11 protein-coding genes are annotated in these 13,293 nt (G+C 44.4%); 5 read left to right on the plus strand and 6 right to left on the minus strand.

Annotated features, from left to right (window positions below; translation table 11 throughout):
- Window positions 1-49: 49 nt before the first annotated feature.
- The 4 genes from V2H45_RS12775 to V2H45_RS12790 are packed head-to-tail and all read right to left on the minus strand — an operon-like array spanning window position 50 to window position 5,147.
- Window positions 50-463, minus strand: a complete 414-nt coding sequence (locus tag V2H45_RS12775) for a hypothetical protein (protein WP_330484047.1) — start codon at window positions 461-463, stop codon at window positions 50-52.
- Window positions 463-4,104 carry an RHS repeat-associated core domain-containing protein gene (locus tag V2H45_RS12780; protein WP_330484048.1) on the minus strand — a complete coding sequence of 1,214 codons (3,642 nt, stop codon included), beginning with the start codon at window positions 4,102-4,104 and terminating at the stop codon, window positions 463-465. The genes V2H45_RS12775 and V2H45_RS12780 overlap by 1 nt, the downstream gene beginning before the upstream one ends.
- A 48-nt stretch (window positions 4,105-4,152) precedes the next feature.
- Window positions 4,153-4,776 carry a hypothetical protein gene (locus V2H45_RS12785; protein ID WP_330484049.1) on the minus strand — a complete coding sequence of 208 codons (624 nt, stop codon included), beginning with the start codon at window positions 4,774-4,776 and terminating at the stop codon, window positions 4,153-4,155.
- Window positions 4,677-5,147 carry a hypothetical protein gene (locus V2H45_RS12790; RefSeq protein ID WP_330484050.1) on the minus strand — a complete coding sequence of 157 codons (471 nt, stop codon included), beginning with the start codon at window positions 5,145-5,147 and terminating at the stop codon, window positions 4,677-4,679. The genes V2H45_RS12785 and V2H45_RS12790 overlap by 100 nt, the downstream gene beginning before the upstream one ends.
- 554 nt (window positions 5,148-5,701) lie before the next feature.
- Here V2H45_RS12790 and V2H45_RS12795 point away from each other — a divergent pair.
- The 5 genes from V2H45_RS12795 (at window position 5,702) to V2H45_RS12815 (ending at window position 11,018) form a co-directional block, all read left to right on the plus strand.
- On the plus strand, window positions 5,702-6,919 hold the full coding sequence (locus V2H45_RS12795) for an HD domain-containing protein (protein WP_330484051.1): 1,218 nt from the start codon (window positions 5,702-5,704) through the stop codon (window positions 6,917-6,919).
- A gap of 270 nt (window positions 6,920-7,189) precedes the next feature.
- Window positions 7,190-8,221 carry an oxygen-dependent coproporphyrinogen oxidase gene (hemF, locus tag V2H45_RS12800; RefSeq protein WP_330484052.1) on the plus strand — a complete coding sequence of 344 codons (1,032 nt, stop codon included), beginning with the start codon at window positions 7,190-7,192 and terminating at the stop codon, window positions 8,219-8,221.
- Between the two features lie 33 nt (window positions 8,222-8,254).
- Window positions 8,255-9,025 carry a hypothetical protein gene (locus V2H45_RS12805; protein WP_330484053.1) on the plus strand — a complete coding sequence of 257 codons (771 nt, stop codon included), beginning with the start codon at window positions 8,255-8,257 and terminating at the stop codon, window positions 9,023-9,025.
- The gene (locus V2H45_RS12810) at window positions 9,009-9,455 is read left to right on the plus strand and encodes a DUF7689 domain-containing protein (protein WP_330484054.1); all 447 of its coding nucleotides are present in this window, start codon (window positions 9,009-9,011) and stop codon (window positions 9,453-9,455) included. Before V2H45_RS12805 ends, V2H45_RS12810 begins: the two co-directional genes overlap by 17 nt.
- 39 nt (window positions 9,456-9,494) lie before the next feature.
- On the plus strand, window positions 9,495-11,018 hold the full coding sequence (locus V2H45_RS12815; protein ID WP_330484055.1) for an AAA family ATPase: 1,524 nt from the start codon (window positions 9,495-9,497) through the stop codon (window positions 11,016-11,018).
- A gap of 97 nt (window positions 11,019-11,115) precedes the next feature.
- On the opposite strand, the gene V2H45_RS12820 is transcribed toward V2H45_RS12815, so the two are convergent.
- On the minus strand, window positions 11,116-12,543 hold the full coding sequence (locus V2H45_RS12820) for a serine/threonine protein kinase (protein WP_330484056.1): 1,428 nt from the start codon (window positions 12,541-12,543) through the stop codon (window positions 11,116-11,118).
- A gap of 55 nt (window positions 12,544-12,598) precedes the next feature.
- Window positions 12,599-13,293, minus strand: a 695-nt coding sequence (locus tag V2H45_RS12825; protein WP_330484057.1) for an ankyrin repeat domain-containing protein, incomplete at its 5' end; no start/stop codon positions are given.

The following is a 13,293-nucleotide window of genomic DNA, read 5'->3' on the forward strand; positions in this document are numbered from 1 at the left end:
AGGGAAGAGGAAAACCCTGTCCACAACTTGTTTTTATTTCCCAACAACTCTATTCTTGAGATTCTTCTTCTTGAGCACTAACATCCCAACATGAAATACATAAGCGGATTTCATTGTCACCCAGCTTTTTAAGCTGCCTGGGGGTGAATTCCAAATTACATTGACCATCATATGCATAATACTGCCAGAAAATAATGTCACTTTTTTTAATCCCAACTTCAGCAAGTTGCTCAAACTTCCCATCAAGTAAATCTATAAACTGGTCAACAAAAGATGGAATGTCGTCGAAATGTTCATATTCAATAATTTCTTCGATACAATCATCATTATCATAATCACGAACAACTGCAAAACACCAATTTTTAGACTTCCAATTAGGTTCAACACCTAGAATAGTTGAAATAGCCTCTTTGCTCTGTCCTCTTTCGATCTCTAATTCCAAAACAAATTGATTCTTAGCCATTATTTACTCTTTGTTATCTCTGGATATTTAGAAACAGGAATATCAGTTTTAATAGATATTTTCTTATTTTCTTGTGACTGAAGAACAATTTTACCGTCTTTTACTTGGATGTCAGGATTCTTACCTACTTTTCCCAACTTATATTCTTCATTTTTAACATCCTGTAAAATCTCTTGTTTGAGTCCATCCGCTCCAGATGGGTGATAGATGTCTTCAGGCACTTTATATCCTTCTCCCAAATCAATATTTTTTTCTTTTTTTGCCTCTAAAAACGGAGGAAAGAGAGGCTGAGGAATGGGAAAACCTTGAGGTACACTACAGATTCCACCAATATCCTCGAAATCTCTGCCGCGATTTATTACATTTGGGTCTGAGTAGCGCCCATTGGGAGATATGTATATTGTAGGTCTACTCTCTTGAGGATCAGGGAAAGTGAGTAGTCCACCACCAAACCCAGCTCCAGCAGTATTGGTAAATCCACTGACGGGTAGTGGTCTAACTTTATCACTCCCTTCACCCGCAGCACTAGGAAATCCAAGAAGTACTCCTGCAAATGCAAGCACAGGAGCCAATACACTAAGTTCGGCTCCCGTTGCTACAGTTCCTGCTGCTTTACCAAGAGTTGTGCCAAGCTGTAATACGTATGTCTGTAAACCAAAAGGATCAGTTCCATTCGTCGCACTATTCCCAACATATCTGTAAAGATTCGCATCACCACCCGCAAAACCAATCCTATCCTCGCTAATAAACCTACCAACCGCAGAGTCGTAATAGCGAGAGCGATAATAATAAAGCCCAGTCTCAGAGTCAAACTCCCGACCCGTAAAGCCAAACCGCGACTTCACCGTGGGCGCACTTTGAGCCGTGACATTGCCAAAACTATCGTACTTGATGTGCTTTTGCACCACACCCGCACTACTCACCAAATCCCTCACCGTACCCAAATAATCAGAAAGCGTCCAGTTTACCTGACTACTTGCCTCCACCGCCAGCACCTGATCTAAATTCGCACCATAAAGATAACGCTCTTTTAGATTCGCACCCACAAACACCAACATAATATGGTCTCGGTCATAGACATACCTCTCAGTCACCGCAGCACCAGCACCAGCACCATCAAGGTCAACTGTTTTGGCAATCCTTCGGTCGAAAATATCGTACTTAAACGCCACAGAACGAGTTAACACACCACCACTCGTTTTCGTATCCACGCCAGTCAAGCGATTCCTGTAATCCCACGTATAACTCGTTACCTCACCTGTGGCAATATTTGTCCTTTGCGTGCGATTTCCCTCGTCATCATAGAGATAGGTAAACGTTCCATCCGATTGCAAACGATTATTCGCCGTTGTTACATACCCCGTGCGATTTCCCAACGCATCATAACTAAACGCCTCAGATGTTTGATAACTATGGGTCGCCGCCGTAAGCTGACTCGTGGCATCATAGCCATACCCACTACTCCCATCCACCGTCATCAACTGCGTCACCCTTGCCGCCGCATCATAGGTCAGCCCATTACTATTAATCGTCGTCGCATTCCGCACATGCGTCAGAGCCGTTAACTTACTCGCCAGATCGAATGTCAGACTGCTATTCACCACAGGTACAGACTGATCTGTGCTGGCAAACCTGCTGATTCCCGACATTCGCCCTACGGCATCATAGATCAGGTCAACCCGCTTATTACTCACACCCGAACCCGATTGCGTCACTCGGGTTAAACGTTGGAGCGCATCGTAACCAAACCCCTGCGTTCCCTTCAAAACTCCTGCGATATTATCGGTCAAACTGATGCGATTTCCTGCCACATCATAGGTCGAAGTCAAAATTACATTCGGCACTCCCGATGTTCCCGTACCATCTACAATGGTTTGTCTACCTGCGGCATCATAACTAAAGGCATAGCGCGAACTAGGGTCACTAGCCGTCAACACCTGACTCGCCGCATCAAATGTAAACCGAAAACTTGCCGTCACTACACCTGCCGCGTCTAGCCACTGCTCTGCTAGTAAGCGATTTAGCGTGTCATAGCTAAACTTTCTGGCGCGGTTATTTCTGTCTACGATGCCTACCAGATTGCTCGTGACTCCATAGGAGAACGTCCGAGTTTTATTAAGCGGATTTGTTTCAGTTGTTAAACGATTTAAGCCATCATATTGGTAGCTAGTCACATTATTCAAAGCATCTGTTATTTGCACCAAATTTCCATTCAGGTCATAGCTGAGCTTGGTAATTTGATTGAGCGCATCAATGATTTGAATCTGGCGATTTCTATTGTCATAGACATAGCGTGTGGTTTGGTTCGCAGCATTCGTGACTGAAAGTACATTCCCGACCAAATCATAGGTTGTGGTGGTGGTTTGGTTGAGCGGATTTGTCACAATAATGCGACGGTCTAAACTGTCGTAGGCAAAAGTCGTGACTTGATTGAGCGCATCGGTGATAGAGATGAGGTTATCAACGCGATCGTAGACATAGTTGTTGGCTTGATTGAGGGCGTTGGTCTCTCTGGTAAGGCGATTCCTCGCATCATAAATGTAGGTCGTGGTTTGATTGAGCGCATCGGTGACACTAGTCTGGTTGTCATCTAGGTCATAGCCATAGGTTATGGCTTGATTGAGCGGATTAATCACTTGGGTGAGGCGATTTCTGCCGTCATAGCGATATTGGGTAACGCGATTGAGTGGGTCTGTCTCGGTGAGGCGATTGCCTGCGGGGTCGTAGGTATATTGGGTGATAGGTGAGGTGAGTACGCCTGTGCCATCTGGGTCAGGTTGGGTAATTTGGATGAGGCGATTGAGGGCATCGTAGACATAGGTGGTGGTGTTGTTACGTGGGTCTTTGGCGGTAATGCGATTGCCTGCGAGGTCGTAGGTATATTGGTTGACGGGTGAGGTTAATGTGCCTGCGCCATCAGGATCGGGTGATGTGACCCGTGTTAGCCGATTCATTACGTCGTAGCTATAGAGGGTGATATTCCCTTTGGCATCAGTAAATTTGGTTTGGTAGCCTGCGCTGTTGTATTCGTAATTGAGGATGGCTTGGTCGGCTGTGCCTTGGGCGATGGTGACGCGAAACAGCCGCCCTTGGGCGTTGTATTCGTTGAATGTAATCCGTCCTAGGGCATCGGTTATGGTGCTGACTTGACCTTTGGGGGTGTAGGTATAGGTGGTAACTTGGGGATTGCCTCCTACAGTTTGAGTCGCTGAGAGGGTGTTGCCGTTGGCGGGGTCGATTTGATAGGTGGTAACTCGTCCTAACTCATCGGTGACACTGGTGATTTGGTTAAAAGTGGGATCGTAGGTAAATTGTTTGCCGTTTGCGCCAGAAATCGAGTCTACGAGGCGGGTGACGTTGCCTCGGCTGTCGTAGGTGTAGGTGGTGTTTTGTCCGCGTGCGTTGCTGCTTTGGGTGAGTTGATGTTGGTTGTTGTAGGTGTTGCTGGTGAGGTTGCCTACAGGGTCTGTGCCTACAACCAGATCGCCGCGTTGGTTTAAACGCATGGTCTTGATGTTCCCGTTGCCGTCAGTATAGACTGCGGCGGGGCTGACGGCTTCGGTAAAGTCGGGGCTATAGGACTCAGGTGCTGTAAAAAGAGCGATAGTTTGGGCGGGTAGATATAATCCCTTGACTGACACGGACTGAATTTGGACGGTAGACCCATCTTTACGTGTCGAACCTGTAACTCATCCCGCAAAATTATAGGTCGCTGTACCTCGATTGCCCCTCGCATCAGTACTAGCGGTCATGCAGTGGTTGCTATCGTACTCAAAGTTAATTTGAGCAGTATCGGGATGGGCGATCCTAATTAGATCGCCTGCTGGGTTGTAGGTAAGGGTAGTGACGCGATTATTGGGATTTGTGATGCTTGTGACGCGGCTGCCAGTATAGGTAAAACTGGTGACCAAGTTCACAGGATCGATGATTTGGGTTAATTGCCCCGACGTGTTGTAGATGTAGCGAGTTTGATTGCCATTACGATCTTGAATAATACTGAGCTTCTTGTTGGCATTAAAGCTATAGATAGCGCGGTCTTTGAATGTGCGTTGGTAAGTACCATCACTAAGCTTGAGTAGGATAGAAAAGTCTCCTGAAGGGGAGATGTAAGGATTTCCAGCAGTGGCAGGTGGCTCAAATATAAGCTGAGTCCCATCGCCATCAAGCAGTAAAACGCTACCATCAGGGTTTTCAATGATTTCTTGCCAGTCTTTTAACGCCCAACCACTGCCAAAAATACTGCCAATTCGATTGATATGGATGATTGTGCCAGTCTCTCTGTTGGAATAGGGATATTGGGTAGATTGCCACAATTATCTGGCTGATTGTCAGTCCTCTCTATGTGCGCAACAAAAGTTGAGGTGGGCGGTTGGCGATCTCCAGAAGCCCAGCGAACCCCTGTAGATTGACCGTTCCACAACAACTTAAAAACGCTATAAGACGGAAACGTTTCATCGACTTCCCAAGTGAAGCCGCCTTGAGGTAAGGGACCCGCCAAGTTGTATACCGAATAAGGATATGGGTCTGGAGTTATCCAGTTAGCATTGCTCCCTGTCCCATTAAAGTATTTTGTTGTCCCCGTGTTCCATTCGACTGCTCCGAGGATTAGCCGATATAATATTCCCTCACATTGCCCACCAAGATATGGAAGTAGGTGTTGGTATGGATTCGGATCGTTCGTCATAGAAATCCCCTGTAACGTTTTGGCTGGATAGAGAGGCTTAATTTCAGAAAAAAATATCTATTTAACCTGAGTTCGGGTTAAGGATTTCGGAACACAGCAAGCTAACTTGCTGGAACCGAGGGGTTTGATCCCCCTGTCCGATAGGGCATCCCCCTTGAAACAGGGAAGTGAGTTCTCCACCTTTTTTTCAAGGGGGTCTAGGGGGGAGCCTTGGGATATATAGCGTTTTAGGTTTTCTTATCCCGAACTGACGTTTTTTACTGATGAGCAACTTTTTGATATTGCCTGCTATACCCAATATACATGAAAATTTTGCGTAATTACAGATATTTATGTGCGAGAAAACAAAAAATATAATGAAATAAGTCTTTCCATCAATTTCAAGTGTGGTGAATATGCGATCGCCTTGTCGCAAGGTAGTGTCCTGTCAAGAATTTTTTGATAGTGAAAACCCTCAAAAAAACATGTGTTTTTGGCAATGTACAAATTAATTGATGCTACAAATTGATTGATGGGAAGTATCAGATGTAAGCTCGTTGAGGCAATCCCTGCTCATGTTACTCGGTAAATCTCGTACTTATCACGATCCTCTGCATGGAGCCATTACCCTAGATGGGGACGATCCTGTCGAAGCTTTACTAATTCGTTTGATTGATACGCCTGAATTTCAAAGACTGCGGCGCATTCGCCAACTAGACACAGCGAGCCTAACATTTCATGGAGCCGAGGGTTCGCGTTTTACCCATTCTTTGGGGGTAATGGCACTAACAAGGAGAGCCTTCGATCAAATCTTGCAGCGATATCCTTATCTAGCTGGACATCGTGCGGCAGTCTTGAGTGCCGCTTTGCTGCACGATCTAGGGCATGGCCCCTTTAGTCATGCGGGTGAAGAGATGTTTGGCAGTCAGCATGAGGTATGGACAAGGCGGCTGCTCCAGTCCCCTGCTATTGCGAAAGTACTAGAGAATTATGATTCCGAGCTAACGGCAGCCCTAGAGCAGATCTTCACGAAGCAATATCCAGTGCCTCTCGCTTACCAACTGGTTTCTAGCCAACTGGACTGCGATCGCTTGGACTACTTACAGCGAGATAGTTATTTCACTGGGGCAAAATACGGTCAGCTCGATCTAGATCGAATCTTGATGGCAATGAGCTACGACCCAATTACACAACGTTTGGTGGTGAATCGTAAGGGCTTGGTAGCGATCGAGCATTACCTTACCGTCCGTTACTTTATGTATTTACAGGTCTACAACCATCCCAAAAATCTGGCTTCGCGATTTACGCTGACCAAGATTTACGAACGGGCAAAATTATTGCTTAGATCGGGTGAGATCGAAGCCGATCGCATTGTAAAGGCTTGGTTGAGCCAAGATCCTCAGACTTTAAACTGCGAGCAATATTTAGCGGCTGATGACATTGTGTTTACCTATCACCTGCATCGTTGGCGTGAGAGCAACGATCGCATCTTGGTCGATCTATGTCGGCGTTATTTAGATCGTGACATTTTTAAAGCGACTGATATTAGCGATAAGAGTCTCAGCGATCGCGAAGCAAGCCTAGAGGCATGGCAAGCCAAGTTGCGAATGCAGGGGCTCGATCCTGAATATTATTGCGGCATTCGTGTAGCACTCACCAAGGGCTATACGCTTTATCAACAAGGGATTGAAATTCAAACCACGCAGGGTTTAAAGGATATTGCTCAACTTTCTCCTTTAGTACAGACCCTCAGTCAGCCCATCCAACGAGCTTGGCTAGTTCATCCGCGATAAATCCCCTAAATTACTCAGATGAGAAAAGGAATAGTTTCACGGCTTAGAGGGTTATGAGGATCGTCAATGAGCATGATTACTTTGGCAACTTTCTATAAAGCACATCGCGCTTACCATCTTGCGGATACCACTGGATAATCTCCTCAAAACTCATGCGGTCAAGTATAGAAATATTAAAAATATTTTACAAATGACTTTATAGTCCTAAGTCTAGCTATTGTTAAAGAAAGATATAAATACAAGTAACGGACGATACTCAAAAGTAACTTTATGACTATTGCCACCCGCCCTCTAATTCAAGCTCCTCAACATCCGAGCGATTCCAAGCAACAAGTTAGTCAGTTTATGCAGAAACTCCAGGATAGTATCTGCCAAGGATTAGAAGAATTAGACGGGAAGGCAAAGTTTAAGCAAGATCAATGGGTGCGTCCCGAAGGTGGCGGTGGGCGATCGCGAGTGATTGTCGATGGAGACTACTTCGAGAAAGGTGGCGTTAATTTTTCCGAAGTATATGGCTCACACTTACCACCAAGTATCATCAGACAATATCCGGAGCTGGATGGCGAGACTTTTTACGCTACGGGCACATCCATGGTGTTACACCCTGTAAATCCCTATGCACCCACAGTTCACCTCAACTATCGCTATTTTGAAGCAGGGAACGTGTGGTGGTTTGGCGGCGGTTTAGACCTGACGCCTTACTACGGGTTTGCCGAAGATGCCCAGCATCTCCACAAAACGCTTAGAGCTGCCTGCGATCGCCACAATCCTCATTACCATCGTATTTTTAAGGCTTGGTGTGATGATTACTTCTTCCTCAAGCATCGCGGCGAAACCCGTGGTGTCGGTGGCATCTTCTTTGACTATCAAGACGGCAAGGGCAAACTCTACAAAAACAGCAATGACTCACCCACTGCTAAAGCCCTAAGTGATGAGATTGGCGAACCTTCAGAGCGCTCTTGGCAAGAAATTTTCGATTTTGTCCAAGATTGCGGTAATTCCTTCCTACCCGCCTATGTTCCGATCGGCGAACGTCGCCGCAATATGGAATATGGCGAAAGAGAGCGCAACTGGCAACTCTATCGTCGCGGTCGCTATGTCGAATTTAACTTGGTGTACGACCGAGGCACAATTTTTGGTTTGCAAACCAACGGTCGCACGGAATCCATCCTAATGTCCTTGCCTCCACTGGTACGCTGGGACTATGACTATCATCCTGAGCCAAACACCCCCGAAGCCGATCTATCCGAAACTTTCCTTAAGCCTCAAAACTGGATCGATTGGACTCCAAGCCACGCATAGTTTTTAAATAAAATTTAAGTCGTACATAAGGAGGTGAAGATTTCTTTACCTCCTTATGTTTCTGTGCAAATAGTTTTCTTTGGATTAAGATCTCTGTATGTTTTTCAAAGTCTTGAATTTATGTTTTTGCGTATTCCCGAACAACACAAACCTGGAATCAAGAAAATCATAAGCGTTGATGACAATGCTATCCAAGTGATTGTCTCTTTTCTAAGCAATCAATCTGCATCTTTCATTATCCCTAAGTCTATGAAATTTGGTGAAACTGAAGAAAGCGATGCTGTAAATATTATTGAGACTATATCTACTCTATATAAGCTAAAGGAAGAAGAAAATCTATCAGATCGAGATCTTGTGATATCCATTGTTGACTATATACATGAGAAAAGTGATGAGTTTCCGTCATTTTCTGAAGCTGATGAACTGTGCTTTATTCAACGATTAACTTCTTTGTTGAAATTTAATCCTAGTGGCAAAATCATGTCTATTAGAACACATAGAGATAGTGTTGCCGATTTAGAAGCTAGATTCCAATTTCTGTCTTCACAATGGAAAAAAGAAACCTGCCATATGTCGTTAATAAGTAACATAGTTTCGCATCCTGCTTATCAGCAAATTATTAAAATGGGGTCTAAAGTTGTCCCATTGATTCTTCAAGAATTAAGCAAGGAACCAGATCACTGGTTTCCTGCTCTAAGAGCAATAACGGGAGAAAATCCTGTGATGTCGGAAGATAAGGGAAGAATCAAGAAGATGGCAGAAGCATGGCTCGATTGGGGTAGACAGCATGGATACGAATGCTGAACTTGAGACGGATTGGCCAAATTTAGCGATGACAAAATACGAAATTACAAGTCGTTACACGAGTGAATATAATTGTTTAGCTTGGGCAGTTGGTGAAGATGATTGCTGGTGGTCTCCTTTACCCGAAGAAGATTACTACTGGCCTGAAGGCGTACCTAGGGAGCATACCTTACAAGCATTTGTCAAAGCCTATCAAATATATGGTTACGAGATATGTGATAGCTCAGAGCTTGAGATAGGATTTGAGAAGATCGCAATTTACGTAAAAGTAAGTGAGGAGCCTCAGCATGTAGCCAGACAATTACCTAGTGGGATGTGGACTAGCAAACTTGGTCGTTATGAAGACATTGAGCATGAGCTTGATGGTTTAGTGGGTGAACTATACGGCTCTGTTCGACAATGTATGAAGCGTGCACTAAAAATAAAATAATTTGAAACTAAACCCCTCTCACAAATCTAAAATTCCATTATGAGAAGCCAAGACTTTCCCACCGAATTTAACCTTCTCATTCGGGCTAAGTACCCACTGATCTATGTGGTGACAGCAGAAGAAGAACGGGCTGAGAAAGCGATCGAACAGGTGGGACGTTCCTGCAATCCTTCCCGTGAGGTGGTCTATTACGATTTGGTTCATGGCTTTATTCATAACCAGCAAGCGAAAAACAATCTTTTACAAGCCTTACAGATTGCTGAGGAAGCCGACCCGCAAGTCCCTGTAATCTTTGTATTTCGCGATCTGCATCGTCGGCTGGGGGGACAACGGCCTGATGAGATGATCGTGCGGCAGTTACGCAACCTCTATCGCAATCTGCGTAGTTCGCGAAAAACGGTGGTGCTACTCAGTCCTATGTTAGAGGTTCCCTCAGAACTAGAGCAGCAGATCGCCATATTAAATTTCCCATTGCCCAATGCTGATGATATTAGAACGGCAATTCAACAGATGGTGGCGACGGAACAATTGCGCTTAAGTGGAACGGGCTTAGAACAATTGGTAAAAGCTTGTATGGGTCTTACGCGAGACCATATTTCGCATACCTTAGCGAAGTCACTGGTGCAGAAGCAATTTATCAGCGAAGCCGATATCGATTTGGTGTTAATCGAGAAACAACAAAGAATTCGCCAAACTGAATTTTTAGAATTTTTTGCGCCCTATGAAACGCTCGACAGTATTGGAGGGTTGGATAATTTTAAGCAATGGTTATTGCAGAGACAGCAGGCATTTTCGGATGAGGCGAGAGCCTTTGGGTTGCCTAACCCCAAGGGTGTTTTGTTGATGGGGATTCAGGGTACGGGTAAAAGTCTCTGTGCTAAAGCGATCGCGCATCTCTGGCGGCTACCTCTATTGCGGCTAGATGTGGGTAAACTCTTTGGTAGTCTTGTCGGGCAGTCAGAAAGCCGTACTCGCCAGACAATTCAATTAACGGAGGCATTGGCTCCTTGCGTTTTGTGGATGGATGAGATCGATAAAGCCTTTGCGGGGATGACGGGTGGTGGCTCTACGGATTCGGGGACAAGTCAGAGGGTATTTGGGACTTTGTTAACTTGGATGCAGGAAAAAGAAACGCCTGTTTTCATTGTGGCGACGGCAAATAATATTGATGCCTTACCTCCTGAATTACTGCGGAAAGGTAGGTTTGATGAGATCTTTTTTATTAATCTGCCAAATTGTGAGGAACGCAAACAAATTTTTTCTGTTCATTTACAAAGATTTCGTCCGACGGAATTGCGTAAATTTGATATCGATCGCATGGCAGCGATCGCCAAGGAATTTAGCGGCGCAGAAATCGAACAGGCAATTATCGAGGGCATGTATCGGGCTTTCCATCACAATCGCGATCTGACAACGGAGGATATCGTGGGTGCAGTACAGGATACGTTTCCCTTGGCAAGTACGGCTCGCGAACAAATTAACTACATGAAAGCATGGGCAGCTCAAGGTCGGGCGAGGAGTGCTTCTTCGGGTGAAATGGATGTTAAGAATGGAAATGCTTAAGCAACCATAAGCCCCGAAGCCCCCTATTTTGGGAGAGAAAGATCCCCTAAATCCCCCAGCATTGGGGGATTTAGGGGATGAGGGGTATGACTAGATATCAGGAACCAGCATTGAGTTGTAACTTTTGCTTTTGTAGGAAGCGATCGATCTCGGCAATTAGCCATTGCTTCTCTGGTTCGGAGAGAAAAGCACCAAATCGATAGGGCTTGCGCTTGACAACAAGAGAACAGACTTGAATTGCTGAATTTCTATTAAAGAGTGCGAGACCCGAATTTTTGAGGTCAGCTTTGATAATATGGGCTGTCTCACCTTTGACATCTTGAAGGCAGAAATTAAGAAACCATCGTTGATAGTGAAAATAAGTTGGATCGATTACTAGGCGAAACCGAGATAAGACACTAAGAAGGAATTTGATCGATATCCAAATACCAATTAGTCCAAATGCAACAAATATACTTAACCCTACGAATAATTCGCTGTATGTTAAGCCAATGGATGAGTAGGTAGACCGAATCCAAGTAAAATATACAAAAACGATCAAAATAAATAGTAAGAGAATAACGTTCCAAGCGATTGGCAGGGACATAAACAGACGACTGTAATTGCTTTGTAACCCTACAGATGGAATCTCTGCAATTAACCGTTCTCCATTATCAATTAAGGTGATACGACTATCAACTGGACGAGTTGCTTTTGCCGTAGATTGGGTGAATTCTTGCTTGCCTTGTAAAACTGCTAGGGCTTCTGCTGTCGAGGCAAAGCGATCCTCGGCTATGGGTTCGATCGCCCGATCGATCCAACCGGCAAACTGCTTTGATATTTGAACGTGAGGGCGGAAGTTCACTTTGAGCTTTTTTTGAGGTAGATCGGAAGGTGCTTTTTGCGTTAATAGAAAAATTAGCGTCGTGCCTAGACCATAGAGATCGGTAACGAGATTTGCCTGCCCACGGAACTGTTCGGGAGCCATAAAACCATAGGTTCCTACAACGGTGCTACCTCCCGTGAGTGAGTTGTGATAGGTATCTTGTACGGCTCCAAAATCAACGAGAAATAGAGTTCCATTTGGAGCGTAAATAATATTTTGCGGTTTGATATCGCGATGAATCACAGGTGGGGTGAGTTGCTGCAAATAGACCAAAACCTCTAGAACCTTTTCTGCGATTTGCTTTACTTCTAGTTCGTTGGGCTTCCATCCCTTTTCAACTAAACTCGCTAGAGATTGACCGTCAGCCAGTTGTTGAACGATATAAAACAAGCGATCGCGGGGGCGATCGATCTGGAAATAGTCAAGGTAACGAGGAATTGCAGGATGATTTAATTGAGATAAAATCTTGGCTTCTCTTTCAAACAGTTCTAAAATCTTAAAATCATCTGCTCTTTGCAGTGACATCACCTTTAGAGCTACTTTCTGATTTGTTTTTTGGTCTAGAGCGCTATAGGTGACACCCATTCCGCCTTGCCCTAAAATATTTATAATTCGATATTTTTGAGCAATGATATCGCCTTCGTGATGTTGCGCGCTCATATTATCTCTCTAAACAAAATAACGTATCGTTAAGTTCCTTTTGCAAGCTTTTCAATCATTTGTTTTTTGATAAAAATTTATTTACTGGCAGAGCAATTTCACTACCCTGCTTAGCACCGTTCTCAATCAATAATTTTTCAACTCCAGTATTTTTATTTAACTTAGCAATATCTAGTAGATACAAACCACTGGTATTTTTAGCATTAACATTAGCACCTTTCTCAATCAGTAGTTTTGCTAGCTCAGTATTGTTTCTTCCTTCTACCACAAATAGCAGTGGAGTCCAACCCAAGTTACTTCTAGCATTAACATCAGCACCTTTCTCAATCAGTAGTTTTGCCAGCTCAGTATTGTTTCCTCCTAATGCCATAAGTAGTGGAGTCGTACCATCGTTACTTCTAGCATTAACATCAGCACCTTTCTCAATCAGTAGTTTTGCCAGCATAGTATTGCCGTTCGATAATGCCCTAAGCAGTGGAGTCCAACCCAAGTTACTTCTAGGATTAACATCAGCACCTTTCTCAATCAGTAGTTTTGCCAGCTCAGTATTGTTTCCTCCTAATGCCATAAGTAGTGGAGTCGTACCATCGTTACTTCTAGCATTAACATCAGCACCTTTCTCAATCAGTAGTTTTGCTATATCTATAGATCGGGCAGCATGGAGTGGAGTCGAGCCATTGTTACTTCTGGCATTAACGTCAGCACCTTTCTCTATCAGTAGTTTTGCTATATCTGTGGATCGGGCAATCG

It is taken from the genome of Tumidithrix elongata BACA0141 (genome assembly GCF_036349135.1).
Taxonomy (GTDB): Bacteria; Cyanobacteriota; Cyanobacteriia; order Pseudanabaenales; family Pseudanabaenaceae; genus Tumidithrix; species Tumidithrix elongata.